Here is a 23554-nt window from a genome sequence, read left to right as displayed (position 1 = left end):
GGCCTTAGGCGATTTTCCTTTCCGACGCGCAACAACACGCGTCCTCTGCAATCAGGCTTTTGCGGAACGGCAGGCGGCCATCGTAGGGTGGGCGACTGTATATCTCGCTGTCGACGGTGGGATCGAACTGCGGCTGATACCCGTTGCTCAGATACAGGCCCACCGCTTCGGGCTGGCGAAAGCCGGTGGTTAGATAGAGCCGGCGATATCCCTGCGCCAGCGCCAGCGTTTCCAGCTGCTGCAGCACCCGCTGCGCCAGGCCCTGGCGGCGCAGGTCGCCCCGCGTCCAGATGCGCTTCAGCTCGGCGGTTAGCGCGTCATAGCGTTTGAAGGCGCCCATGGCGATCGGCGCACCGGCGCGCAGCAGCACGATGAAGGCTCCTTGCGGCGGCGCGTACAGATCCAGCGCTTCCGGTTCCTGGTCACCAAAATAGTCGCCGTAGCGCTGACGATATTCGCCGAACAGCCCTTCGATCACCGGGGCGATCAGCGGGTCGGTCGGCAGCGTCTGAATGAAGGTGTCTTGCGTCATCGCGCGCTCCTAATCGCCCTGGCCGGGCGGGTTGATTTCCGACTGCGCAAGGCGTTTGGCGCTCTCGCCCCAGCGGTTGACCATGGCGTTCGCCTGCGGGGTCTTCGGCGCGTGAATAGGGGTTGATAGGCCTGCAAATCGATGCCGGTGCCCGCCTGCGCGGCGCCGGTCAGGCTCGGTAAGGCCGCCACGAGGGCGGCGGTAACGGTTTTCTGCATAGCGGGTATCCCTGAAAGCGATCTTATTATTGGGTGAATCTGTTCAACGGGCGCTTCAGGCCTAGATGTTCACGCAGCGTGTCGCCGTGGTACGCCTGGCGGAACAGGCCACGTTGCTGCAGGACGGGCACCACCCGATCGACGAAGTGGCCGAAGGCGTTGGGCGTACCGCCGCTGATGATGAAACCGTCGGCGGCCTCACCGTCGAACCAGCGTTGCAGGCCATCCGCCACCGCTTCCGGCGTGCCGCTGAACACCGGGCGCGGCGAGGCGGCTTCCAGCGCCACCTGGCGCAGCGTGAGGTTGCGCTCGCGGGCGCTGCGCTTGATGGCGTCGGTGGTGCTGCGGAAGCTGTTTTGCCCCAGATCGCCGATGTCGGGGAAGGGGGCGTCCAGCGGATGGCGGGCGAAGTCGTAATGCTCGAAGTAGCGGCCGAGGTAGTTGAGGGCATTCTCGATGCTGACCAGGCGGGCGGTCTCCTGGTACTGGCGCTCGACGTCCGCGTCGTCGTCGCCGACGATCACGCTGACGCCCTGGAAGATGCGCAGATCGTCCGGTTCGCGCCCCTGTTCCACCAGCTGCCGCTTCACGTCCTGGTAGAAATCCTGCGCCTGCTCCAGCGTGTCGTGATGGGTGAAGATCGCATCGGCGTGTTGGGCCGCCAGCCGTTTGCCGTCTTCGGAGGCGCCGGCCTGGAACAGGATCGGGCGCCCCTGCGGCGTGCGGCCGATGTTCAGCGGTCCCTGCACCGAGAAGAACTCCCCCTGGTGATTGAGAGTGTGCAGTTTGCCGGCGCGGAAAAATTCGCCGCTGGCCTTATTACGCACGAAGGCGTCGTCTTCCCAGGAGTCCCACAGCCCTTTGGCAACGTCGAGAAACTCGCCGGCGATGCGGTAACGCAGGCTGTGCTCCGGGTGTTCTTTGCGCGAGAAATTTTTGGCCGAGCCTTCCAGCGGCGAGGTCACCACGTTCCAGCCGGCGCGGCCGTTGCTCAGGTGATCGAGGCTGGCGAACTGGCGGGCGACGGTGAACGGATCGCTGTAGGAGGTGGAGAGGGTGCCCACCAGGCCGATTTTATCGGTGGCGGCGGACAACGCGGCCAGCAGGGTGAGCGGTTCGAAACGATTAAGAAAATGCGGAATGGACTTTTCGTTGATATATAGCCCATCGGCGACGAAGACGAAATCGAATTTCCCCTGTTCGGCTTTTTTCGCCGTGGCGATATTAAATTCGAGGTTGATGCTGGCGTCGGCGGTGGCGTCCGGGTGGCGCCAGGCGGACATATTTCCCGATGCGCCATGCAGAATGGCGCCCAGCCGCAATTGCCGTTGATTAGTCGCGTTGTCGCTCATCGTAATTATCCTGTCATGCGCCGCAGAGGCGCGCGGTGTCTGATGTGCCCACTATTGATGAGCGGCGGCGGGATGTAAAACAACAAAACAGCATATTCAAATGTTGAAAATTGCAAATATCACGGCGAGCGAAAAAATAATCCCCGACGCGGCATCCGCGGCGTCGGGAAAATACGCTTTACCGTTATTCAGGCGTTGCTGAGGGCTTTTTCCGGTGCGGTGGTTAATTGTTGCAGCGTGCGTTCCGCCAGCAGCGTGAAATATTGCGCGGCGGGGAACAGAGCGCGTTCATCGGGATTGAAACGCGGATGATGCAGGCCGAATTCGCTGGCGGAGCCGATGCTGACGAATACGCCCGGCACATGGTGCAGATACAGCGCGAAATCTTCACCGCCCATCTGCAGTTCAGCCTCTTCGACCCGGTAACCGGCCTCGGCGGCGACGGTTTTGCTGAACGCCGCCCAATGCGGATCATTGATTACCGCCGGCGGTCCCGGCTGCCAGCGGAGTTCGGCCTGCGCGCCCAGCGCGGCGGCAACGCCGTCGATCACCTGGCGAATTTTGTCCGGCACCTGGCGGCGCACCGCGTCGCTGTGGGTGCGCACCGTGCCTTCCAGCTCCACGGTTTGCGGCAGCACGTTCCAGGTATTGCCGCCTTCGATGCGCGTTACGCTCACCACCAGCGATTCCAGCGAGCTGAAGCTGCGGCTGGGCAGCGTCTGCAGTGCGCCGACGATCTGGCTGGCGGTGACGATGGTGTCGACGCCCTGTTCCGGTTTGGCGGCGTGCGCGCCTTTGCCGGTGATGAGGATCTGGAAGCGATCGACGTTGGCGTAGAACGGCCCGGCGCGGGTGGCGAAGGTGCCGGTGGGCAGCTCCGGCGCGTTATGCAGGCCAAATACCGCTGCAACGTTATCCAGCGCGCCAGCGTCGATCAGATGCCGGGCACCGTTGAAGGTCTCTTCCGCCGGTTGGAAGAAGATGCGCACCGTGCCGGGCAGGTCGGCCTCACGCGCTTTCAGCAGGTGTGCGGCGCCGAGCATCACCGAGGTGTGAAAGTCGTGGCCGCAGGCGTGCATCACGCCGCGGTTTTGCGAGCTGAAGGGCACGTCGGCGATTTCGTCGATCGGCAGGGCGTCAATGTCACCGCGCAGCGCGATGATCGGCCCCTTGCCGCTGCCAATCTCCGCCACGACGCCGGTTTTCAGCGCCAACGGCAGCAGGCGAATGCCCGCCTCTTGCAGCCAGCGGGTCAGCCGGGCGGTGGTGGCGAATTCGTGATTGGAAAGCTCCGGGTTTTGGTGCAGCTCACGCCGATAGGCGATGATTTTGTCTGCCAACTGGCTGGTCATAGGCTTGGCTCACAGTGGGAAATAAACCCTAACCCTAGTGCAGCGGCCGCCGAAGCAAAAAGACCATCTGGTTATATTTCATAGCGATTGCGTCTGCATGGGGGCGTCAACGCTGGGGTAAGCGGGCGGGTTTGGCCGTTCGCGCATTGTTCGCCGGCGCGTGGAGAGGATTGACCTGGAACGGGAGCTTATCGCAACCGGTGCAATCCATTTACACCGGGCTACACGGATTTTTTCACTCTTTATCGGATTTCTGTGATCGCGGTGGTGGACAAAATCCTGCCTACTTGCTGTACTGTAATCGACACAGGTTTTGTGTCTTTCATTCACGTTAAAGGTAAGTTTGATGTCTAAGATTAAAGGTAGCGTTAAGTGGTTTAATGAATCCAAAGGCTTCGGTTTCATTACTCCGGAAGATGGTAGCAAGGACGTTTTCGTTCACTTCTCTGCCATCGTTAGCAACGGTTTCAAAACGCTTGCTGAAGGCCAGCGTGTAGAGTTTGAAATCACGAACGGTGCCAAAGGCCCATCTGCCGCTAACGTTACTGCTATCTAAGCTGCGTAGCTGAATTTCTTAAAACCCGCTCATTGAGCGGGTTTTTTATTGGGCGCGTTATGCCTCGCTGCGGCGGCTTAATAGGCTGAACAGCAGGATAGCGATGGCGTAACAGCCGACGATGGTCAGCGCCATCGACAGGCCCGAGGTGCCGCCCAGCCCGGTGAGCGGCACGGCGCAGGCGCCGAGGGCGAACATGCACACGCCGATCAAGGCCGAGGCGCTGCCCGCTTTGTCTCCCTGGCTTTGCATCGCCAGCGAAGAGGCGGTCGGGCCGACGATGCCGATCACCGCCACCGAGAAGAACAGCGGCACCAGCAATACGACCAGCGGCGCATGCAGCGCGGCGGCCAACAGCAGCAACAGCGACGCGACGGCCGCCAGCGTTAACCCGCCCCTCAACACCCGGCGCTCCCCCCAACGCGAACTGAGGCGGCTGGCCAGCTGCGCCGCAATGATCAGCCCGACGCCGTTAATGGCGAAGCACAGGCTGAACATCTGCGGGCTGAGGCCGTAAATCTGCTGTAAGACGAAAGGCGAGGCGCCGATATAGGCGAACATGCCGGCCATCACGAAGCCTTGCGTCAGGCACAGGCCCATAAAATAGCGCTGGGTCAGCAACCCGCCCAGCGACATCAGCATCGCCAGGATACCGCCCTGGCTGCGGCGTTCTACCGGCAGGGATTCGCGCAGCTTCAGCGCCGACAGGCTGAACAGCAGCACGGCGATGGCCGCCAGCACGCCGAAGATGCCGCGCCAGTTCATCACCTGCAGCATCACGCCGCCCAGCACCGGCGCGACGATCGGCGCCAGGCCGTTGACCAGCATCAGCAGGGCGAAGAAGCGGGTCAGCTCATGGCCGGCGTACAGATCGCGGGCAATGGCGCGGGAAATCACCGCGCCACCGGCGCCGGCGATGCCCTGCAGCAGACGGGCGATCAGCAACTGGTCGATGGTGGGCGCGAGGGCGCACCACAGCGAAGCACCCAGCAGCAGGATCAGCGACAGCAACAGCGGGCGCATGCGGCCCAGTTTGTCGCTGTAAGGGCCGAAAATCAGCTGGCCGACGCCCAGGCCGAGCAGCCCGGCGGTCAGGCTGAGCTGTGCGGCGGCGGTGGAGGTATTCAGTTCGCCCGCCATTTCCGGCAGGGCGGGCAGATAGAGATCGGTGCACAGCGGCCCCAGCGCGGCCAACAGGCCAAGCACGACGGCGTACACCAGACGTTGTCTGGCTAAGTGTTTGGTCATGGGAGATTAGCGTTTCCTGAACAGGTGAGAAATGGCCTGCTGATACAGATCGCGCAGCAGGGACGCATCGGCTTTTTGCGTGGTAAGGATACGGTAACCGGTGCCTTCGCTCATAACGGCGATAAACTCCACCCTCGCGGCGATCTCTTCCGCGCTGAAATCGGGATACAGCCGCTGCAGGTTGTGGCACACGTGGCGAAACAGCCGCGCTTCCGCATCGCTGAGCATTTTGGCTACCATCGGGTTGCGCGTGGCCTCGGCGGTCACTTCCAGCATCAGCATGTGATCGGTTTCGCTCTCGCCCGGCTGCTGAAACAGCGTGCGCGCCGCCAGCGTGCCGGCGATCAGGTTGATGTGATCGCCAAGGTTTTCCAGCCGCTGCATCTTGCTGGCGATGATGCGGTTGACGATCTCTTCGATAATCGCGTCTTTATTGGCGAAATAGCGATAGATTTGCCCGACGCTGAGCTGCGAGCCCTGGGCGATCTCCGCCATGCTGGCGGCGTGGAAGCCGTGGCGGCGGAAGCTGGTTTTCGCCGCTTCGACGATCTGATCGCGGCGGGCCTGCACCTTGGCCTGTTTACTGTCGTTGGGGGAGAGCATCTGCCCGATCCTTTGCTACGCGTGAGCCGGGTTCACATTTTTGGGTGTGAACGTTCATTCTCAATTGTAGTGTAACCGGCGGGAAAGACGCAACATGAACGCGTGCTGCGGGAAAAAGCGCTTAAGCGAACAGGTAGGATTTGATAAAGGCGGCGACGATCAGCACGCACAGCGCAACGGAAATCGCTTCGGCGGCGGTTTTCGGCAGGCTAAACATAGCGGTTTCTCATCCAGTCAGGAGTACTGGATGAGATTATGCGCATGCAAGATTAAGGAAACATTAAGGGCTTAGCGCCCGTTGGCCCACATCACCAGCATGAAAGCCAGCAGCGTCATCGCCAGCGAGCCGGCCAGGTTGAGCAGCATGTTGGCCAGCGCCCAGCCGAAGCGGCCATCCTGCATCAGGTATACCACCTCCAGCGAAAAGGTGGAGAAGGTGGTCAGGCCGCCGCAGAACCCGGTGGTGATCAGCAATTTCCAGGTGGGATCCAGATGCGTCATGCGGGTGAAAATCGCCATCGCCAGGCCGATGATAAAACCGCCGATCAGATTGACCATCAGCGTACCGAGCGGAATGTGGGCGTTCAGCGGGTTCATTTTCATGCTTACCGCCCAGCGCAAAACGCTGCCGACGCCGCCGCCGATAAATACGGCCAGTAAAGAGCTCAACATGGGGCAACTCCCTTTCAATCAGAGAAATTCACGGGGCTCGGAAAGGGACAGGCGTAACGCTACGCGCCTCTCTCCGAGAGGTTACGTAGACATCATCAGCCTGTGAAGGCGGTTAGGGAGGAATGTCATCTCCAGCGTGCCGCACGGCCTTTTTCGCCGCACCGGATGGATGTTACACCTAACGCCGCCTATTTTGTAGTATCGACAATCTGCGAGGTCACCCCATGGAAATCAGAACGGCGTGCCTGAGCGATCGCCGAATTAATGACGGCGCTGGATTATCCCGGCACCGAGGCGCTGCTGGTGGCGGTGGAAAGCGAGCGGGCGCATGCGTTTTACCGGCGCGAAGGCTTTGTCGAAGCGCCGAAGTATTTTGCCAAGTTATTAAACCAGTCAGTTAGTCGCCCGTCGGCGCCGCCGTTTCCAGGCGGTTACGGCCATTTTGCTTCGCCCGGTAAAGCGCGCCGTCGGCCGCTTTCAGCCAGTCCAGATAACCGCCCAGCGCGGGGTGGTAGTTGGCGATGCCGGCGCTGATCTGCAGCCGCAGCTGTGGCGCCTCTTTGAAGATGACGGCGTCCAGCCGCTGCTGGATGCGCCGCAGGACGGTTACCGCCTGTTCGGCGCTGGTGTTCGGCAGCACTGCGCCAAACTCGTCGCCGCCGTAGCGCCCGACGATATCCACGTTGCGCAAGCCGATCAGCAGCTCTTCCGCCAGCGCCGCCAGGGCCTCATCCCCTAAAGCGTGGCCGAAGGTGTCGTTGATGGTTTTGAAGCGATCGATATCCATCAGGATCAGCGTGGCGTTGTCCTGGTAGCGGCGGCAGCTGTCAAACTGGCGATGCAGCAGGTGCTCCCAGTGGCGGCGGTTGTACAAGCCGGTCAGCCCATCGCGGGTGCTGATGCGCTGTAGCTCCTGTTTCTTTTCCGCCAGCCGCTTGGCGGTGCGGTAGGTCACCAGCCCGAGCAGCGTCGGGTACAGGTAGATCATCGGCAGGCACAGATAGATTTGCAGCGGCGTGCTGTGCGGTTGAAACGGGAAGCCGAGCAGCGCGCCGGTCAGCGCCGCCGTGGCCAATTGAATCGCCAACCCTTTGACAAACAGCGCTTTGCCGGCGGAGGCGATGTTGTTCATGCTCATCATCGACAGGATGACGATCGCCGGCAGCGCATTGAACGCCATCATCGCGGCCCAGAAGCCACCGAAGGCGGAGTCGATCAGCAGGTTGCGGATCTCGGCTTTGAACGGATCTTTGGCGCGGCGGGCCAGGCGGTAGGCGAGATGCGGCCAGAGAAAGCCGTGAAAGGCCAGCAATAGCCAGACCGCCGTGGGCGGAGCCAAGGGGTAGAGCGCGGCGCAGACGCAGATAAAGCCGAGTCCCAGGCCGGCGACGCGGGGCAGATAGGTGCGTTTGGCGAAGCTGAGGCCGGATTTTCGGGCATCGAAAATGGGTGGAGCAATATACATCCGGCATCTCCCTGATAAGTATCACGGCAGCGTATCATGCGGGCGATAAACTAAGAATAGTCTGGAATCCGCGCCGTGCGGCCGCGTGGCATTCCTGCGACGGATCTCACTCTGTTACATGTTGCGGTTGTGCGAGCCGAAGGAAAGACGCTAAATATTCGCAGGCAAGGTCAGTTTTTCTCGCTGTTCACGCAGCGCTCTATGATAAGAAGGTGAGTATGGAAGGTATCAGCATTACCAAACTTCTGGTGATTGCGGTGTTGGTGATTTTACTGTTCGGCACCAGCAAACTGCGCACGCTCGGCGCCGATCTTGGCGCGGCGCTGAAAGGCTTTAAAAAAGCCGTGGGCGACGACAGCACGCCGCCGGCCGCCGGCAACAACGCCGCTGAAAGCCAGTCCGCTCAGCAGAGCGTCGAAAAGAAAGACGTTTAACCCCGCCTGGTGGCGCGCAATAAAAAACGGATGCCTTGCGGACATCCGTTTTTTTGGCGTTTCCGCCGTCTTTAGCGTAACAAACTATTACGCGTTATTTCACTTCCATCCCTTTGGCCTGCAGATCGGCGTGGTAAGACGAACGCACGAACGGGCCGCAGGCGGCGTGGGTGAAGCCCATCGCCATCGCTTCTTCTTTCATCTCGTCGAACTCGGCCGGGCTGACGTAGCGCTGCACCGGCAGGTGGTGACGGCTCGGCTGCAGGTATTGCCCCAGCGTCAGCATGGTCACGCCGTGACGGCGCAGATCGCGCATCACTTCGACGATTTCCGCGTTGGTTTCGCCCAGGCCGACCATCAGGCCGGATTTGGTCGGGATATCCGGGTGCGCTTCTTTAAAGCGCTCCAGCAGCTTCAGCGACCACTCGTAGTTGGCGCCTGGGCGCACCTGGCGATATACGCGCGGCACGTTTTCCAGGTTGTGGTTGAATACGTCCGGCGGCGTGGCGGTGAGGATTTCCAGCGCGCGATCCATACGGCCGCGGAAGTCCGGCACCAGCGTTTCAATTTTGATGTTCGGGCTCTTGGCGCGGATGGCCGAGATGCAGTCGGCAAAGTGTTGAGCGCCGCCGTCGCGCAGGTCGTCGCGGTCAACCGAGGTGATCACCACATAACGCAGTGCCATGTCGGCGATGGTTTGCGCCAGCTTTTCCGGCTCGTTGGCGTCCGGCGCGATCGGGCGGCCGTGGGCCACGTCGCAGAACGGGCAGCGGCGGGTACAGATGGCACCGAGGATCATGAAGGTGGCGGTGCCGTGGTTGAAACACTCGGACAGGTTAGGGCACGAGGCTTCCTCACAGACGGAGTGCAGGCCGTTTTTACGCATGGCGGCTTTGATGCCCTGAATGCGCGTTGAGTCGGCAGGCAGTTTGATCTTCATCCACTCGGGTTTACGCAACAGCTCCTGCCGTTCGGTGACCACCGTTTTGACCGGGATCAGCGCCATTTTGTCAGCATCGCGGTATTTGACGCCGCGTTCCATCTGAATTGGTTTACTCATAATCGTGCAGGTTCCAGTTACGAAGCTCGACCGTCTGGTAGCCGAGTAAATGAACAAATTCCTGTACCAGGATTGGGTGTATGTCTTCAATGCCAACGCCGGGCGCCAGCGCGCTGACCTGCGTCATTTGCATGCCGGCGTAACCGCAAGGGTTGATGCGTTGGAAGGGGCTGAGATCCATCGCCACATTCAGGGCCAGGCCGTGGAATGAGCTGCCTTTGCGGATCCGCAAACCCAACGAACAGATTTTCTGCTCCCCCACGTACACGCCTGGCGCATCCGGACGGGCGCGCGATTCGAGGCGGAAGTGGGCGAGGGTGTTGATAACCGTATCTTCTATCGCCGTGACCAATTGGCGTACGCCGACCTTGTTGCGTTTCAGATCGACCATCACGTACATCACCTGCTGGCCCGGCCCGTGGTAGGTCACCTGGCCGCCGCGATCGCTCTGAATCACCGGGATATCGCCGGGCATCAGCACATGCTCGGCTTTGCCAGCCTGGCCCTGGGTGAACACCGGGTGATGCTGCACCAGCCACAGCTCGTCCGGCGTGGTCTCGGTACGACTGTCGGTGAAGTTATGCATGGCTTGGGATACAGGCGCGTAGGGCTGCAACCCCAGCTGACGCAAAATGATCTTGTCTGGTTGCAAAAGAGTCATCGTCAGGTTACAGAAGTGGTAAAGCCATTATACCGGGCGCTCCGGTCTGCGGCCAGCCTTTCGCTGACCAAAAATGCGCAACCCGGGAAGACGCTGCGCCGTCCCGGGTTGATAAGCAGGGGTTTATGCTGGAATTACAGCACCATGCGAACAATTTCAATGTTGCCCAACTCTTCGTACAGGGTTTCGACCTGCTCGATGTGAGTGGCGTTGATGGTGATGGAGACCGAGTGGTAGTTGCCTTTGCTGCTCGGCTTGACCTGCGGGTTGTAGTCGCCCGGCGCATGGCGCTGCACCACTTCAACTACCTGGTCAACCAGCTCAGGCTGCGCCAGGCCCATCACCTTGTAGGTAAACGGGCAAGGGAATTCGAGCAGTTCGTTCAGTTTAGTTTTTTGCATGTGCGTGCGCTCCAGAGTGCTAGCTAATCTATAAAGTATAACTCCCGCCGGGGCGGGAGTTAGTGTTATTCACTATATGGGGCCAATTTCGCCCGTTTCAACCGTTAACCGAACCAGTGGTGGAACATCAGTTTGATGTAGTCCACGATGCGGCTGAAGAAACCGCCTTCTTTCACTTCGTTCATCACCACCAGCGGACGCTGGTCGATGGTTTTGCCGTCCAGCTGGAAGTTGATGCTGCCGACCACCTGGTTTTTCGCCAGCGGCGCGTGAATTTCCGGCGTGTTCAGCACATAGCTGGCCTTCAGATCTTTCATGCGGCCGCGCGGGATGGTCAGGTAGACGTCTTTGTCCACGCCCAGCTCAACGCGGTCGGCATCGCCGAACCAGACCGGCTCGGAGGCGAACTCTTTACCGACCTTCAGCGGCGCCACGGTTTCGAAGAAGCGGAAGCCCCAGGTCAGCAGTTTCTTGCTCTCGGCTTCGCGGCCTTTGTAGGTGCGGCCGCCCATCACGGCGGAGATCAGGCGCATCTGGCCTTCGGTCGCCGAAGCCACCAGGTTGTAACCCGCCGCGTCGGTGTGGCCGGTTTTGATGCCGTCGACGTTCAGGCTGTTATCCCACAGCAGACCGTTGCGGTTCATCTGGCGGATATTGTTGAAGGTGAACTCTTTTTCTTTGTAAATCGCGTACTCGTCCGGCACGTCGCGGATCAGCGCCTGGCCGATCAGCGCCATGTCGCGCGCCGAACTGTACTGGCCCTGGGCATCCAGGCCGTGTACCGTCTGGAAGTGGGTGTTCTGCAGGCCCAGCTTGCTGACGTAGGTGTTCATCAGGTTAACGAACGCGTCCTGGCTGCCGGCGACGTAGTCGGCCATCGCCACGCAGGCGTCGTTACCGGATTGCAGGTTGATGCCGCGGGTCAGCTTGGAGACCGGCACGCGATCGCCCGGCTTCAGGAACATCAGCGAGGAGCCTTTGAACACCGGGTTGCCGGTCGCCCAGGCGTCCTGACCGACGGTCACCAGATCGTCCTGGCCGATTTTACCCGCTTTCAGCGCCTGGCCGATGACGTAGCTGGTCATCATTTTGGTCAGGCTGGCCGGATCGCGACGCGCGTCGGCGTTCATCTCGGCCAGCACCTTGCCGGAGTTGTAATCAATCAGGATGTACGCTTCCGCATCGATCTGCGGGACACCTGGGATCATGGTTTTGATGTTAACGTCATCGGCATGTGCAACGGAGGCTGCGCTCATTGCGATAACGGTGCCGAGTGCGATGCTTTTGATTAAGCGAAAAGAAGTTACTTGTTTCATGATCGGGACTACAACATCCGTGAAAGTAAAGTTAAAAAACGAGCCACACTATAGCAGATGCGATCCCGGCAGGCATTATCCATTCATCTGACTAATTGCGGTTAAAGACCTTTTAGCTGCAAGAAAATGTTTCAGCTAAATAACCGCTTATCAGCCGCGAATGCCCGCCGGGCATAACGCTTAGGGTGCAGCAGTAACGAAAGACTGTTGTTGCGCTTCGCTGGCCAGGCGTTGCTGCAGCTGGGCCGCCTGCTGACGGCTGCTGAACGGGCCGAGCTGGACGCGATAAACGCTGCCGTTGGCCGCCACTTTGCCCGGCACGCCAAACTGTTGGCTCAGGCTTTGCTGCCAGCTCTGGGCGCGTTCGGCGCTGCTCAGCGCACCGACCTGCACCACGTAACCGCCGGAGGAAGAAGCGGCCGCCATGCCGGCCGCCGCAGCGCCGGCCGCAACCGGAGCGGCCACGGCGGCGGCTTCAGGTTCGGAACCTTCCAGTACGCCGGCCGGTACTGCGCTTGGCGCGCCGAGGAAACCGCTGCGGCCGTTGCCGGCGTTTGCCGGAGCGCCATCGTCGGTGCGCAGGGTGCTGTTATCGATCGGGCGCACCGCCGCGCCGCCGGCGACCGGCACATCCTGCTGGATCGGGGTGCCCATGCCGCTGGCGCCGAGATCCGGGCGTGCCGGCAGGGCGTAACTCTGTTTCGCCACGATGGTGCCGATGGTGCCCGGGCCGCTCAGCGTGCCGTCCGGCGCCACGTTGATGAAATCGACTTTGACCTTGGTGTTGTTGGACAGGTTGAGGCGGTCGGCGGCGGCTTTCGACAGATCGATGATGCGGCCCTTGGTGTATGGCCCGCGATCGTTGACGCGCACCACCAGCTGACGACCGTTGGCCAGGTTGGTGACGCGCACATAGCTTGGGATTGGCAGCGTTGGGTGCGCCGCGGTCAGGCCGTTGGGATCGAACTGCTCACCCAGCGCCGTGGTGTTGCCGTTGGCCTCTTCGCCATACCAGGACGCCAGGCCGGTCTGCGAGAAGTTCTGCGGATCTTTTACGATGCGGTAAGTATCGCCATTAACCTTATAATCCTGCATGTTGTTAGGGTTATAGGGTTCATATTGAGGCTCGACGCCACCGATTTCCACCACCGGGCCGTTGTACGGCTGCTGTGGCGCCTGCTGTTCCGTGGTCGGGGCGGTACAGGCGGAGAGCAACACCGCCGCAACGCCGATCCAAAGCCATTCCTTACGCATTACTCACCTCTTATAAACTTTTAGACAGCATTTTCCGATGCGTGTGGATCGACATGATGATGCCGAAACCGGCCATCAACACTATCAGCGCCGAACCCCCGTAACTGACCAGAGGCAAAGGTACGCCAACTACCGGCAAAATGCCACTGACCATACCGATGTTAACAAAGACATAAACGAACAAAATCAGCATCAAGCCGCCAACCATCACGCGGCCGAAGGTGGTTTGCGCTTTGGCGGCGATCATCAGCCCGCGAATGATCACCAGCAGGTAGAGCGCCAGCAGCACCAATACCCCGATCAGCCCCAGCTCTTCGGCCAACACGGCGAAGATAAAGTCGGTATGGCGCTCCGGCAGGAACTCCAGCTGCGACTGGGTGCCGTGCAGCCAGCCCTTGCCGGACAGGCCGCCGGAGCCGATGGCGATCTTCGACTGAATGATGTGGTAGCCGGCGCCGAGCGGGTCGCTTTCCGGATCGAGCAGCATCATTACGCGGTCGCGTTGATAACCGTGCATCAGGAAGAACCACAGCACCGGGATAAAGGCCGCCAGCGCGACGGCGGCGACGGCGATCAGTTTCCAGCTCATGCCCGACAGGAACAGCACGAACAACCCGGAGGCGGCGATCAGGATCGAGGTGCCCAGATCCGGCTGTGCGGCCACCAGCAGCGTCGGCAGGAAGATCAGCACCAGCGCGATGGCGGTGTTTTTCAGCGAAGGCGGGCAGACGTCGCGGTTCATAAAGCGCGCCACCATCAGCGGCACGGCGATCTTGGCGATTTCCGACGGCTGGAAGCGCACCACGCCCAGATCCAGCCAGCGCTGCGCGCCTTTACTGATCTGCCCGAAGGCGTCTACCAGGATCAGCAAAATCACGCAGAAGATATAGAGATAGGGCGCCCAGCTTTCGTACACGCGCGGCGGGATTTGCGCCATGACGGCCATCACGATCAGCCCCATGACGATCTGCCCGATCTTGCGCTCCATCATACCGATGTCCTGGCCGCTGGCGCTCCACATCACGAAGGCGCTGTAGACCAGCAGGGCCAGGATCAGCAGCAGGAACGTCGGGTCGATGTGGATTTTGGTCCAGATCGAGCCTTTTTGTTGGCTTTCAGTCATGTTCTACCTTAGTCACCTTCTACGCCAGGCGGCAGCGGGGCCTCGCTTGGCAATTGCGTATTGTTGTCGCCCAGCATGATATGGTCGAGGATCTGGCGGGTGATGGTGCCCACCGCCGGACCGGAGCCGCCGTTTTCCAGAATGATGGCGACCGACACCGTCGGGTTGTTGAACGGCGCGAAGGCGGTCATCAGCTTGTGATCGCGCAGGTGCTCCGCCAGTTTGTGGGCGTTGTAGGTTTCGTAGCCGAATACCTGTGCGGTACCCGATTTCGCCGCGGCTTTATAAGGTGCGTCCGCAAAGTACTTGCGCGCCGTCCCGTTCGGACGGTTGGCCACCCCGTACATGCCGTCTTTGGCGATTTCCCAGAAGCCGGAGTGAATATCGCCGATCTGCGTGCTCTCTTCCTGTTTGAACGGCACCAGCGCGCCGTTGACGCGGGTGCTCTGCAGCAGGTGCGGCGTTTTGACGGTGCCGTCGTTGATCAGGGTGTTCAGCGCCTTGGCCATCTGGATCGGCGTGGCGGTCCAGTAGCCCTGGCCGATGCCCACCGGAATGGTGTCGCCCTGATACCACGGTTTTTTATAGCGTTTCAGCTTCCATTCGCGCGTCGGCATCAGGCCGGAACGCTCTTCGGCCAGATCGATGCCGGTGTACTGGCCATAACCGAATTTGGTCAGCCAGCTCGACAGCCGATCGATCCCCATGTCATAGGCGACCTGATAGAAGTAGGTATCCGCGGACTCTTCCAGCGCCTTGGTGACGTTCAGCCGGCCGTGGCCCCATTTTTTCCAGTCGCGGAAGCGTTTTTCCGAGCCGGGCAGTTGCCACCAGCCGGGATCGAACACCACGGTGTTCTTGGTGATCACGCCAGCGCTGAGTGCCGACACTGCGATATAAGGTTTCACCGTCGACGCGGGCGGGTAAACCCCCTGCGTGGCGCGGTTGATCAGCGGGCGATTCGGATCGTTCAGCAACCCCTGATAATCCTTGCTGGAAATGCCGTCCACGAACAGGTTCGGATCGTAGCTCGGGTTGGACACCATCGCCAGGATGGCGCCGGTGCGCGGATCGCTCACCACCACCGCGGCGCGGCTGCCCACCAGCAGCTGCTCGATGTAGCGCTGCAGCTCAAGATCGAGCGTCAGGTAGACGTCCTGACCGGCGGAAGGCGGCTGCTCGTGCAATTGGCGGATCACCCGGCCGCGGTTGTTGACTTCAACCTCTTCGTAACCGGTTTTGCCGTGCAGCGTGTCTTCGTAATAGCGTTCGATGCCCAGTTTGCCGATATCGTGGGTGGCGGCGTAGTTGGCCAGTTTGCCGTCTTTGTCCAGGCGTTCGACGTCGCGGTCGTTGATCTTCGACACGTAGCCGGTGACGTGGGTGAGGGCGGAGCCGTAAGGATAGTAGCGGCGCTGGTAACCTTTCACTTCCACGCCGGGGAAGCGGAACTGATTGACCGCAAAGCGGGCGACCTGCACCTCGGTCAGCGCGGTTTTCACCGGAATGGAGACGAAGCGGCGCGAACGCTTGCGCTCTTTTTCGAAATTGGTGATGTCGTCGTCGGTCAGATCGACCACCGTGCGCAGCGCCTGCAGCGTGGCTTTGAGATCGTCAACCTTCTCCGGCATCAGCTCCAGCTGATAAATGGTGCGGTTGAGCGCCAGCGGGGTGCCGTTGCGATCGTAGATAATGCCGCGGCTGGGCGCGATGGGCACCAGCTTAATGCGGTTTTCGTTGGAGCGGGTGCGGTAATCCTCGACGCGGAGCACTTGCAGATTATACAGGTTGGCGATCAGGATGCCGGACAGCACCAGGATGCCCAGAAACGCCACCAGGGCGCGGCGTACAAACAGGGCGGATTCAGCCGTATAGTCGCGAAAAGGGTTACGTTCTATTTTCATCCCGCTGCTTTATTTCACTCTGTCACGGTCACCACCGGCTATTCCCGGTGGTAAGGATGATTTGTAGTAATACTCCAGGCGCGGTAGAGGCTTTCGGCCACCAGGACGCGCACCAAAGGATGCGGCAGCGTCAGCGGAGACAGTGACCAGCTTTGCTCGGCAGCGGCTTTGCAGGCGGGCGCCAGCCCTTCCGGGCCGCCGATCAGTAAGCTGACGTTGCGGCCATCCTGCTTCCAGCGTTCAAGCTGCTGCGCCAGCTGCGGCGTTTCCCACGGCGTGCCTGGGATATCCAGCGTAACGATGCGGTTGCCTTTGCCCACCGCCGCCAGCATCTGTTCGCCTTCCTTGTCCAGAATGCGCTTGATGTCGGCGTTTTTGCCGCGTTTGCCCGCCGGGATCTCGGTCAGCTCAAACGGCATATCTTTGGGAAAGCGGTGCAGGTAATCCATAAAGCCGGTTTGCACCCAGTCTGGCATTTTGGTGCCGACCGCCACCAATTGCAGTTTCACCGCTTAGCTCCAGAGTTTTTCCAGCTCGTACAGGCGACGGCTCTCTTCCTGCATCACGTGTACGATCACTTCGCCCAGATCGACCACGATCCAGTCGGAGGCTTCCTGGCCTTTCATGCCGTACAGCTCCATGCCCGCGGCACGGGATTCCTGCACCACGTGGCTGGCGATCGACATCACGTGGCGAGTCGAGGTGCCGGTGCAGATGATCATGCAATCGGTGATGCTGGATTTGCCCTGGACGTCCAGAGCGATAATGTCTTGGCCTTTCAGATCATCGATTTTATCGATGACGAAATCTTGGAGCGCTTTACCTTGCAAAGGTTCCCCCTCGGGTGTGTTCTGTTCAGTCGGCTGCGGCGGGCAAAATGCGCGCGCCGCGGCGTAACCGGATAATGGTTTCGGCAGGCTGCCGCTGAAAGCCAGCTAACTGGTGACTGCCCGGCCAGCTAAGGTTTCCGGGGTTTTCAGCGGATACCTGAAAAATAGCGGCGCAGTATATCACGCACCTTTCGCTAGCGATATAAACCCTGCAACTCGATATAGCGCTGCACCGGGCGTGGCAGCAGGTCGTCGCAGTTGAGGCCCTGATGGCGGCGCTGACGGATCTCGGTGGCGGAAATTTCCAGCTCCGGCGTATCGGCCAAATAGATATGGCCGTGCGGGCGACGGCTGAGCAGCGCCGGGTCGGCGGTGCGATGGCGTTCCAGCCACTGCTGCAGTTCCGGCGTGTCCATGCGATCGTTATAGCCCGGGCGCGCCAGCACCAGCAGATGACACACGTCCAGCAGCGCCTGCCAGCGGTGCCACTTATGCAGCGTCAGCAGCGAGTCCTGACCAATGATAAACGCCAGCGGCTGGGCGGCGCCACGCTCTTTACGAATCGTTTCCAACGTCTCGATGGTGTAGGAGGGGGTGGTGCGGTGCAGTTCGCGATCGTCGACGGCAAACAGTGGATTGCCGGCGATCGCCAGCTCGACCATCTTCAGGCGTTGCTGCGCATTGGCCTCCGGCTGCGGGCGGTGCGGCGGCACGTGGTTAGGCAGCAGCGTGACGCGATTCAGGCCCACTTCGGCGGCCAACGCTTCCACCGGCCGCAGGTGGCCGTAGTGGATCGGGTCAAAGGTGCCGCCGAACAGCGCGTGCAAAACGGTGGGGTGTTCCGGGTTAGTGGGCATCGGTAAAACTCGTGGCCAGGGGTTTGCCGCACAGCAGCATCGACAGGGTTTCCAGTTCCGGCCAGACCGACTGGCCATAATCCTGCTTGAGGGTCAGCTCGATTTGCGTCAGCAGCTGTACCGCCTGCTGCAGCTGGGGGCCGGACAAGCGTTGCAGCGCCTGGGTCACCAGCGGGCGGCGGTTCTGCCAGACCTTGTGCTGATCGAACAGCGTGCGCAGCGGCGCGGAAGCCATGCGGCGCTGCAGCGTCAGCAACAGCAGCAGTTCGCGCTGCAGGGTGCGCAGCAGGATCACCGGCTCCACGTCTTCTTGCTGCAGCTGCTGCAAAATATGCCAGGCGCGCTTGCTCTTGCCGGCCAGCAGGGCGTCCAGCCAGTGGAACGGCGTGAAGTGGGCGGCGTCGTTCACCGCCTGTTCGACGCGCGGCAGCGTGAGCTTGCCGTCCGGGTGCAGCAGCGACAGCCGCTCCAGCGCCTGCGACAGCGCCAGCAGGTTGCCTTCATAGCAGTAGCACAGCAGCTGATTGGCGGCGTCGTCCAACTCCAGCTTCATCGCCTTGGCGCGCGTGGCGACCCAGCGCGGCAGCTGCGCCTGTTCCGGCGTCTGGCAACTGACGAGGGCGCCGTGCGGGCTGAGCGCCTTGAACCAGGCGCTGTTTTCCTGCGCTTTGGTGAGGCGCGGGCCGCGCAGGATCAGCAGGATATCCTCGTGCAGCAGCGTGGCGAGCTTGGTCAGCTGTTCGCCGATCGGCGCCGTCGGGCCGTTTTCGGGGAAGATCAGCAGCAGCGTCTGGCGGCTGGCGAAAAGGCTCATCGCCTGGCAGATGCCGAAGATGGCGTCCCAGTCGGTATGGGCGTCGAGGGAAATGCTGTAGTGCTCGCTGAACTGCTGCTGTTGCGCGGCCTGCCGGAGCAAATCCTGGCTCTCCTGCAGCAGCAGCGGTTCATTGCCGCTCAATAAATAACAAGCGCGCAGCCCCTCTCGGAGCTGCGCGGCAAGTTGTTCCGGATAAATGCGGATCATTGTGCGGTTTGGCTTGCCGCTCGTTCACCGGCGGCAGCGGCTTTCTGCCGGTTATCTTCTTCCGCCGCATGCACGGCCAGCAGTTTGCGCACCAGCTGTTGCGCCGCCTGCTCACGCATTTCCTGGCGAATGATCTCCTGTTCGGAGTCCTTGGCCAGCGCGGTCAGCGGGTTGTCGAAGAAGGAACGGAACACTTTCACCGACAGCGGATACAGGTCATGGCCCGGGATCAGCACCTGCGCCTGCACGGTCAGCACCATCTGGTACTCGGCGGTTTTACCGTCCTGGAAGATCGAAGCGGTATCCTGGCTTTCCGTCGCGCCGACGATGCGCAGGGAAGGCACGTCTTTACGCTTCGGATCGCTGACGATAGTCACGTCGTTCAGACGCAGCTGTTCGCGCACCGAGCGCGTCAACGGGCCGTAAGGGTCAGCGCTGTCCAGGATCAGCGTTTTCATTTCATTAGGCACCTGCGTGGTGCCGCGCAGGTGAAAACCGCAGCCGGCGGTGACCAGCACCGCCAACCCCAGCAACAGCGTCAGAATGCGTTGTCGCACAATTCCTCCTTGTGTTAACCCACAACCAGGTTAAGCAGTTTGCCCGGAACGTAGATCACTTTGCGAATCGTGACGCCGTCCAGATATTTAGCCACCAGATGCTCTTCGGCAGCGCGCGCGCGCACCTGCTCTTCGGTCGCATCGGCGGATACGGTGATTTTAGCGCGAACCTTGCCGTTCACCTGCACCACCACCAGTTTGGAGTCTTCGACCATCGCCTGCTCGTCGGCAACCGGCCATGGCGCAGTGTCTACGTCGCCTTCGCCGCCCAGCGCTTGCCACAGCGTGAAGCATACGTGCGGGGTGAACGGATACAGCATGCGAACCACGGCCAGCAGCGCTTCCTGCAGCAGCGCGCGATCCTGCTCGCTCTCCTGCGGTGCGCGGGCCAGCTTGTTCATCAGCTCCATCACGGCGGCGATCGCGGTGTTGAAGGTCTGACGGCGGCCGATGTCATCGGTCACCTTGGCGATGGTTTTGTGCAGATCGCGGCGCAGCGCTTTCTGATCTTCGTTCAGCGCCGCCACGTCGAGCGGCTGCACCGCGCCTTTTTCCACGTGATCGTAGGCCAGTTTCCACACGCGTTTCAGGAAGCGGTTAGCCCCTTCCACGCCGGATTCCTGCCACTCCAGCGTCATTTCTGCCGGTGAAGCGAACATCATGAACAGACGCACGGTGTCCGCGCCGTATTTTTCCACCATCTCCTGCGGGTCGATGCCGTTGTTTTTCGACTTCGACATTTTGCTCATGCCAGCATAGACCAGTTCACGGCCTTGCGGATCGGTGGCCTTGATGATGCGACCCTTGTCGTCGCGCTCGACGGTGGCGTCAACCGGGGACACCCAGACGCGCTCGCCGCTGTTGCCGGTGTAGTAGAAGGCGTCGGCCAACACCATGCCCTGACACAGCAGGCGCTTGGCCGGCTCGTCGGAATCCACCAGGCCTGCATCGCGCATCAGCTTGTGGAAGAAGCGGAAGTACATCAGGTGCATGATGGCGTGTTCGATGCCGCCGATATATTGATCGACCGGCAGCCAGTAGTTGGCGGCGGCCGGATCCAGCATGCCTTGGTCATACTGCGGGCAGGTGTAGCGCGCGTAGTACCAGGAAGACTCCATAAAGGTGTCGAAAGTATCGGTTTCACGCAGCGCCGGCTGGCCGTCGACGGTGGTCTTCGCCCACTCAGGATCGGCCTTGATCGGGCTGGTGATGCCGTCCATGACCACGTCTTCCGGCAGGATCACCGGCAACTGGTCTTCCGGCGTCGGCATCACGGTGCCGTCTTCCAGCGTCACCATCGGGATTGGCGCGCCCCAGTAACGCTGACGGGAAACGCCCCAGTCGCGCAGACGGTAGTTGACCTTGCGCTGGCCTACGCCCTTGGCGACCAGTTTGTCGGCGATGGCGTTGAAGCCCGCTTCATTGTCCAGGCCGTCGAACTCGCCGGAGTTGAACAGCGCGCCTTTGTCGGTCATCGCTTCGGCGCTCACGTCAGGCTGGCTGCCGTCGAGGTTCAGGATCACCGGTTTGATCGGCAAATCGTATTTGGTGGCGAATTCCCAGTCGCGCTGGTCGTGCGCCGGTACCGCCATCACGGCGCCGGTGCCGTATTCCATCAGCACGAAGTTGGCGACCCACACCGGCAGCTTCTCGCCGCTCAGCGGATGGACAACGAACAGGCCGGTCGGCATGCCTTTCTTCTCCATCGTCGCCATTTCGGCTTCGGCAACTTTGGTGTTGCGGCATTCGTCGATGAAGTCGGTCAGCGCCGGGTTGTAGCGCGCGCCCTGTTGCGCCAGCGGGTGGCCCGCGGCGACCGCCACGTAGGTGGCGCCCATGAAGGTGTCGGGACGGGTGGTGTAAACCGTCAGCTTCTCTTCGCTGTCCGCCACGTCGAAGGTGATTTCCACGCCTTCGGAGCGGCCAATCCAGTTACGCTGCATGGTTTTCACCTGCTCCGGCCAGCTTTCAAGCGTGTCCAGATCGTTCAGCAGCTGATCGGCGTAGGCGGTGATTTTGATGAACCACTGCGGGATCTCTTTACGCTCGACCTTGGTGTCGCAGCGCCAGCAGCAGCCGTCGATAACCTGTTCGTTGGCCAGCACGGTCAGATCGTGCGGGCACCAGTTCACCGCCGAGGTCTTTTTGTAGACCAGGCCTTTTTCATACAGCTTGGTGAAGAACCACTGTTCCCAGCGGTAGTATTCCGGCTGGCAGGTGGCGATTTCGCGATCCCAGTCGTAGCCGAAGCCCAGCAGTTTCAACTGGTTCTTCATGTATTCGATGTTGTCATAGGTCCACGGGGCCGGTGCGGTGTTGTTTTTCACCGCCGCGCCTTCCGCCGGCAGGCCGAACGCATCCCAGCCGATCGGCTGCAGCACGTTTTTGCCCAGCATGCGCTGATAGCGCGAGATCACGTCGCCGATAGTGTAGTTACGAACGTGGCCCATGTGCAGTCGGCCGGACGGGTAAGGCAGCATGGATAGGCAGTAGTACTTTTCCTTGCTGTCGTCTTCGGTAACTTTGAAAGTCTGCTTCTCTTGCCAGTGAAGCTGTACGTTCGATTCTATGTCTTCTGGACGGTATTGCTCTTGCATGGCGGCCGGTGGTCCTGTAGGTGTAAACCGTTGCCCCGGTCAGAGGCAACGCAATGAACATTTAGTATTCGTAGATCCGCATAGCATAGCTGATAAGACCTCCCGGCAACAACTCCAAGCGCCTGACTCGGCGCATTTAAAAAAAGCGTCGTCATGACGCGGCTCACAACCTGCGGATCCCGCGTCTTGCCAAGTGACATCAGTCATTTACGGCTAAAATAAGAACAAGTAGCTTAGGGGTATCCCTACAGCCAAGTCCGGCGCAGCGTTTATCGAGGAGAGTCTATGAACAAGGTTGCTCAGTATTACCGCGAATTGGTGGCATCGCTGACCGAACGCCTGAAAAACGGTGAACGCGATATCGACGAACTGGTGGCCAGCGCGGAGCGGCGGTTGAACGAGGCCGAGGATCTGACCCGCGATGAGGTGCGGCAGGTGACGCAGGCGGTGCGGCGCGATCTGGAAGAGTTCGCCCGCAGCTATCAGGAGAGCCGGGACGAGTTTACCGACAGCGTGTTTATGCGGGTGATCAAAGAGAGCCTGTGGCAGGAACTGGCGGATATCACCGACAAAACCCAGCTGGAGTGGCGCGAGGTGTTCAAGGATGTCAGCCACCACGGCGTTTACCACAGCGGTGAAGTGGTGGGGCTGGGCAATCTGGTGTGCGAGCAGTGTCACTACCACCTGGCGTTCTACACGCCGGAGGTGCTGCCGCTGTGCCCGAAATGCGGCCACGACCAGTTCCAGCGGCGGCCGTTTGAACCTTGATGGCGTTCCCCAGCAGGGCGGGGAACGCTAAGGCCGGCGTTTAGCGGAACAGTTTCTTCAGCAGGTTGCTGAGGAAACCGCCGCTGACGGTAGCCGGGGCGGCTTGCGCCTGCGCCGGTGCGCTGGCCGGTACGGCGACGCCGGCCGGGATTTTCTGCGCGACCGCGATGCGGCTGTCCTGGGCGGCTTTCTCCGCCGCTTCCGGGCCGTAGGCGAAGCCTTCCGCCAGCACGAATTCAACGTCGGTGATGCCGATAAAGCCCAGGAATAGCTTCACGTACGGCGTGATCAGATCCGTCGGCGTGTCGGCGTGGATGCCGCCGCGGCTGGAGATGACGATCGCTTTCTTGCCTGTCACCAGCCCTTCGGCGCCGGCGGAGGTATAGCGGAACGTCTGACCGGCGCGGGCAATCAGATCGAAGTAGATCTTCAGCTGCGTCGGGATGTTGAAGTTGTACATCGGGGCGCTGATGATCAGCGTGTCGTGCGACTTCAGCTCGGCAATCAGCTCATCGGACAGCGCCAGGGTGCTTTGCTGGTGCGGCGTCAGCGGTTTATCGCCGGCGGTAAAACCGGCCATCACTTCACCATCCAGCTCCGGCAGCGTCGGGTTGGCCAAATCGCGCACGGTGAACCTGTCTTCAGGGTGAGTTTCACGCCATTGTTCAACAAAAAAATCGACTAATTTTCCAGACTGGGAATATTCACCCAGAATACTTGATTTCAGGACCAGTACGCGGCTCATTGGCTTATCTCCAGGCGAAGTCTAA

At 60.8% G+C, this 23554-nt stretch carries 24 protein-coding genes and 1 riboswitch; of the genes, 3 read left to right on the top strand and 21 right to left on the bottom strand.

Going from position 1 to position 23554, the window contains the following annotated elements; all coding sequences use genetic code 11:
- Nucleotides 1-4: 4 nt before the first annotated feature.
- From ABTW55_RS06125 to ABTW55_RS06115, 3 genes are all read right to left on the bottom strand, one after another.
- A complete protein-coding gene (locus ABTW55_RS06125; protein ID WP_033653215.1) occupies nucleotides 5-532 on the bottom strand; it encodes a GNAT family N-acetyltransferase in 528 nt (175 codons plus the stop codon).
- Between the two features lie 244 nt (nucleotides 533-776).
- A complete protein-coding gene (locus ABTW55_RS06120; RefSeq protein WP_047568926.1) occupies nucleotides 777-2102 on the bottom strand; it encodes an LLM class flavin-dependent oxidoreductase in 1326 nt (441 codons plus the stop codon).
- A 188-nt stretch (nucleotides 2103-2290) separates the two neighbouring features.
- On the bottom strand, nucleotides 2291-3454 hold the full coding sequence (locus ABTW55_RS06115; RefSeq protein WP_033637419.1) for a M20 peptidase aminoacylase family protein: 1164 nt from the start codon (nucleotides 3452-3454) through the stop codon (nucleotides 2291-2293).
- A gap of 346 nt (nucleotides 3455-3800) precedes the next feature.
- Here ABTW55_RS06115 and cspE point away from each other — a divergent pair, with 346 nt between their 5' ends.
- Complete coding sequence (gene cspE, locus ABTW55_RS06110; RefSeq protein WP_004940030.1) at nucleotides 3801-4010, top strand: transcription antiterminator/RNA stability regulator CspE; 210 nt, start codon at nucleotides 3801-3803, stop codon at nucleotides 4008-4010.
- A 57-nt stretch (nucleotides 4011-4067) separates the two neighbouring features.
- Here cspE and ABTW55_RS06105 read toward each other — a convergent pair whose 3' ends face one another.
- The 4 genes from ABTW55_RS06105 to ABTW55_RS06090 all read right to left on the bottom strand — a co-directional run bounded on the left by ABTW55_RS06105 (nucleotide 4068) and on the right by ABTW55_RS06090 (nucleotide 7998).
- Entirely contained in the window at nucleotides 4068-5258 is a 1191-nt protein-coding gene (locus ABTW55_RS06105) for a multidrug effflux MFS transporter (protein ID WP_039566951.1), read from the bottom strand.
- 6 nt (nucleotides 5259-5264) lie between these two features.
- The gene (locus ABTW55_RS06100) at nucleotides 5265-5861 is read right to left on the bottom strand and encodes a TetR/AcrR family transcriptional regulator (RefSeq protein WP_060420309.1); all 597 of its coding nucleotides are present in this window, start codon (nucleotides 5859-5861) and stop codon (nucleotides 5265-5267) included.
- A gap of 288 nt (nucleotides 5862-6149) precedes the next feature.
- Complete coding sequence (gene crcB / locus ABTW55_RS06095; protein WP_039566950.1) at nucleotides 6150-6533, bottom strand: fluoride efflux transporter CrcB; 384 nt, start codon at nucleotides 6531-6533, stop codon at nucleotides 6150-6152.
- A 79-nt stretch (nucleotides 6534-6612) separates the two neighbouring features.
- Nucleotides 6613-6675: riboswitch (Fluoride riboswitch) on the bottom strand.
- Nucleotides 6676-6930: 255 nt separating this feature from the next.
- Complete coding sequence (locus tag ABTW55_RS06090; protein WP_060420307.1) at nucleotides 6931-7998, bottom strand: diguanylate cyclase; 1068 nt, start codon at nucleotides 7996-7998, stop codon at nucleotides 6931-6933.
- A gap of 218 nt (nucleotides 7999-8216) precedes the next feature.
- Between ABTW55_RS06090 and tatA the strand changes: the two genes are divergently transcribed.
- Nucleotides 8217-8432, top strand: coding sequence for a Sec-independent protein translocase subunit TatA (gene tatA, locus ABTW55_RS06085; RefSeq protein ID WP_004940019.1), 216 nt, complete (start codon nucleotides 8217-8219; stop codon nucleotides 8430-8432).
- A gap of 94 nt (nucleotides 8433-8526) precedes the next feature.
- Here the strand turns inward: tatA and lipA are convergent, their stop codons facing one another.
- The 13 genes from lipA to leuS form a co-directional block, all read right to left on the bottom strand.
- Entirely contained in the window at nucleotides 8527-9492 is a 966-nt protein-coding gene (gene lipA, locus ABTW55_RS06080) for a lipoyl synthase (RefSeq protein WP_025301835.1), read from the bottom strand.
- On the bottom strand, nucleotides 9485-10153 hold the full coding sequence (lipB, locus tag ABTW55_RS06075; protein ID WP_033637424.1) for a lipoyl(octanoyl) transferase LipB: 669 nt from the start codon (nucleotides 10151-10153) through the stop codon (nucleotides 9485-9487). The genes lipA and lipB overlap by 8 nt, the downstream gene beginning before the upstream one ends.
- 134 nt (nucleotides 10154-10287) lie before the next feature.
- Nucleotides 10288-10554 (bottom strand): DUF493 family protein YbeD, encoded by a 267-nt coding sequence (ybeD, locus tag ABTW55_RS06070; RefSeq protein ID WP_033637425.1) that lies wholly within the window; start codon nucleotides 10552-10554, stop codon nucleotides 10288-10290.
- A 104-nt stretch (nucleotides 10555-10658) separates the two neighbouring features.
- Nucleotides 10659-11870 carry a D-alanyl-D-alanine carboxypeptidase DacA gene (gene dacA, locus ABTW55_RS06065; protein WP_033637426.1) on the bottom strand — a complete coding sequence of 404 codons (1212 nt, stop codon included), beginning with the start codon at nucleotides 11868-11870 and terminating at the stop codon, nucleotides 10659-10661.
- 180 nt (nucleotides 11871-12050) lie between these two features.
- Nucleotides 12051-13124 carry an endolytic peptidoglycan transglycosylase RlpA gene (rlpA, locus tag ABTW55_RS06060; RefSeq protein WP_033637427.1) on the bottom strand — a complete coding sequence of 358 codons (1074 nt, stop codon included), beginning with the start codon at nucleotides 13122-13124 and terminating at the stop codon, nucleotides 12051-12053.
- Nucleotides 13125-13134: 10 nt separating this feature from the next.
- On the bottom strand, nucleotides 13135-14247 hold the full coding sequence (gene mrdB / locus ABTW55_RS06055) for a peptidoglycan glycosyltransferase MrdB (RefSeq protein WP_004940006.1): 1113 nt from the start codon (nucleotides 14245-14247) through the stop codon (nucleotides 13135-13137).
- An 8-nt stretch (nucleotides 14248-14255) separates the two neighbouring features.
- Nucleotides 14256-16151, bottom strand: a complete 1896-nt coding sequence (mrdA, locus tag ABTW55_RS06050) for a peptidoglycan DD-transpeptidase MrdA (protein ID WP_033637428.1) — start codon at nucleotides 16149-16151, stop codon at nucleotides 14256-14258.
- Between the two features lie 38 nt (nucleotides 16152-16189).
- Nucleotides 16190-16660, bottom strand: a complete 471-nt coding sequence (gene rlmH, locus ABTW55_RS06045; RefSeq protein WP_004940002.1) for a 23S rRNA (pseudouridine(1915)-N(3))-methyltransferase RlmH — start codon at nucleotides 16658-16660, stop codon at nucleotides 16190-16192.
- 3 nt (nucleotides 16661-16663) lie between these two features.
- On the bottom strand, nucleotides 16664-16981 hold the full coding sequence (gene rsfS / locus ABTW55_RS06040; protein ID WP_016928774.1) for a ribosome silencing factor: 318 nt from the start codon (nucleotides 16979-16981) through the stop codon (nucleotides 16664-16666).
- A 194-nt stretch (nucleotides 16982-17175) separates the two neighbouring features.
- The gene (nadD, locus tag ABTW55_RS06035; RefSeq protein ID WP_015376938.1) at nucleotides 17176-17838 is read right to left on the bottom strand and encodes a nicotinate-nucleotide adenylyltransferase; all 663 of its coding nucleotides are present in this window, start codon (nucleotides 17836-17838) and stop codon (nucleotides 17176-17178) included.
- The gene (holA, locus tag ABTW55_RS06030) at nucleotides 17828-18862 is read right to left on the bottom strand and encodes a DNA polymerase III subunit delta (RefSeq protein WP_033647201.1); all 1035 of its coding nucleotides are present in this window, start codon (nucleotides 18860-18862) and stop codon (nucleotides 17828-17830) included. Before holA ends, nadD begins: the two co-directional genes overlap by 11 nt.
- The gene (lptE, locus tag ABTW55_RS06025) at nucleotides 18859-19419 is read right to left on the bottom strand and encodes an LPS assembly lipoprotein LptE (RefSeq protein ID WP_033637431.1); all 561 of its coding nucleotides are present in this window, start codon (nucleotides 19417-19419) and stop codon (nucleotides 18859-18861) included. The genes holA and lptE overlap by 4 nt, the downstream gene beginning before the upstream one ends.
- A gap of 14 nt (nucleotides 19420-19433) precedes the next feature.
- Nucleotides 19434-22016, bottom strand: coding sequence for a leucine--tRNA ligase (gene leuS / locus ABTW55_RS06020; protein ID WP_060420305.1), 2583 nt, complete (start codon nucleotides 22014-22016; stop codon nucleotides 19434-19436).
- Nucleotides 22017-22301: 285 nt separating this feature from the next.
- Here leuS and ABTW55_RS06015 point away from each other — a divergent pair, with 285 nt between their 5' ends.
- Nucleotides 22302-22784, top strand: a complete 483-nt coding sequence (locus tag ABTW55_RS06015; protein ID WP_025301844.1) for a zinc ribbon-containing protein — start codon at nucleotides 22302-22304, stop codon at nucleotides 22782-22784.
- A 40-nt stretch (nucleotides 22785-22824) separates the two neighbouring features.
- Here the strand turns inward: ABTW55_RS06015 and ABTW55_RS06010 are convergent, their stop codons facing one another.
- Nucleotides 22825-23529: an FMN-dependent NADH-azoreductase gene (locus ABTW55_RS06010; protein ID WP_033647198.1), complete on the bottom strand. Its 705-nt coding sequence runs from the start codon at nucleotides 23527-23529 to the stop codon at nucleotides 22825-22827.
- Nucleotides 23530-23554: the final 25 nt, after the last annotated feature.

Origin of the sequence: Serratia sp. SM04 (assembly GCF_040280225.1) — a bacterium.
Classification (GTDB): Bacteria; Pseudomonadota; Gammaproteobacteria; order Enterobacterales; family Enterobacteriaceae; genus Serratia; species Serratia sarumanii.
This window is presented reverse-complemented; position numbering and strand designations above follow the sequence as displayed.

What these genes read in the sequence shown, in the direction of transcription:
- ABTW55_RS06125 (WP_033653215.1), bottom strand. Translation starts at nt 532, where the DNA reads ATGACGCAAGACACCTTCATTCAGACGCTGCCGACCGACCCGCTGATC.
- ABTW55_RS06120 (WP_047568926.1), bottom strand. Translation starts at nt 2,102, where the DNA reads ATGAGCGACAACGCGACTAATCAACGGCAATTGCGGCTGGGCGCCATT.
- ABTW55_RS06115 (WP_033637419.1), bottom strand. Translation starts at nt 3,454, where the DNA reads ATGACCAGCCAGTTGGCAGACAAAATCATCGCCTATCGGCGTGAGCTG.
- cspE (WP_004940030.1), top strand. Translation starts at nt 3,801, where the DNA reads ATGTCTAAGATTAAAGGTAGCGTTAAGTGGTTTAATGAATCCAAAGGC.
- ABTW55_RS06105 (WP_039566951.1), bottom strand. Translation starts at nt 5,258, where the DNA reads ATGACCAAACACTTAGCCAGACAACGTCTGGTGTACGCCGTCGTGCTT.
- ABTW55_RS06100 (WP_060420309.1), bottom strand. Translation starts at nt 5,861, where the DNA reads ATGCTCTCCCCCAACGACAGTAAACAGGCCAAGGTGCAGGCCCGCCGC.
- crcB (WP_039566950.1), bottom strand. Translation starts at nt 6,533, where the DNA reads ATGTTGAGCTCTTTACTGGCCGTATTTATCGGCGGCGGCGTCGGCAGC.
- ABTW55_RS06090 (WP_060420307.1), bottom strand. Translation starts at nt 7,998, where the DNA reads ATGTATATTGCTCCACCCATTTTCGATGCCCGAAAATCCGGCCTCAGC.
- tatA (WP_004940019.1), top strand. Translation starts at nt 8,217, where the DNA reads ATGGAAGGTATCAGCATTACCAAACTTCTGGTGATTGCGGTGTTGGTG.
- lipA (WP_025301835.1), bottom strand. Translation starts at nt 9,492, where the DNA reads ATGAGTAAACCAATTCAGATGGAACGCGGCGTCAAATACCGCGATGCT.
- lipB (WP_033637424.1), bottom strand. Translation starts at nt 10,153, where the DNA reads ATGACTCTTTTGCAACCAGACAAGATCATTTTGCGTCAGCTGGGGTTG.
- ybeD (WP_033637425.1), bottom strand. Translation starts at nt 10,554, where the DNA reads ATGCAAAAAACTAAACTGAACGAACTGCTCGAATTCCCTTGCCCGTTT.
- dacA (WP_033637426.1), bottom strand. Translation starts at nt 11,870, where the DNA reads ATGAAACAAGTAACTTCTTTTCGCTTAATCAAAAGCATCGCACTCGGC.
- rlpA (WP_033637427.1), bottom strand. Translation starts at nt 13,124, where the DNA reads ATGCGTAAGGAATGGCTTTGGATCGGCGTTGCGGCGGTGTTGCTCTCC.
- mrdB (WP_004940006.1), bottom strand. Translation starts at nt 14,247, where the DNA reads ATGACTGAAAGCCAACAAAAAGGCTCGATCTGGACCAAAATCCACATC.
- mrdA (WP_033637428.1), bottom strand. Translation starts at nt 16,151, where the DNA reads ATGAAAATAGAACGTAACCCTTTTCGCGACTATACGGCTGAATCCGCC.
- nadD (WP_015376938.1), bottom strand. Translation starts at nt 17,838, where the DNA reads ATGCCCACTAACCCGGAACACCCCACCGTTTTGCACGCGCTGTTCGGC.
- holA (WP_033647201.1), bottom strand. Translation starts at nt 18,862, where the DNA reads ATGATCCGCATTTATCCGGAACAACTTGCCGCGCAGCTCCGAGAGGGG.
- leuS (WP_060420305.1), bottom strand. Translation starts at nt 22,016, where the DNA reads ATGCAAGAGCAATACCGTCCAGAAGACATAGAATCGAACGTACAGCTT.
- ABTW55_RS06015 (WP_025301844.1), top strand. Translation starts at nt 22,302, where the DNA reads ATGAACAAGGTTGCTCAGTATTACCGCGAATTGGTGGCATCGCTGACC.
- ABTW55_RS06010 (WP_033647198.1), bottom strand. Translation starts at nt 23,529, where the DNA reads ATGAGCCGCGTACTGGTCCTGAAATCAAGTATTCTGGGTGAATATTCC.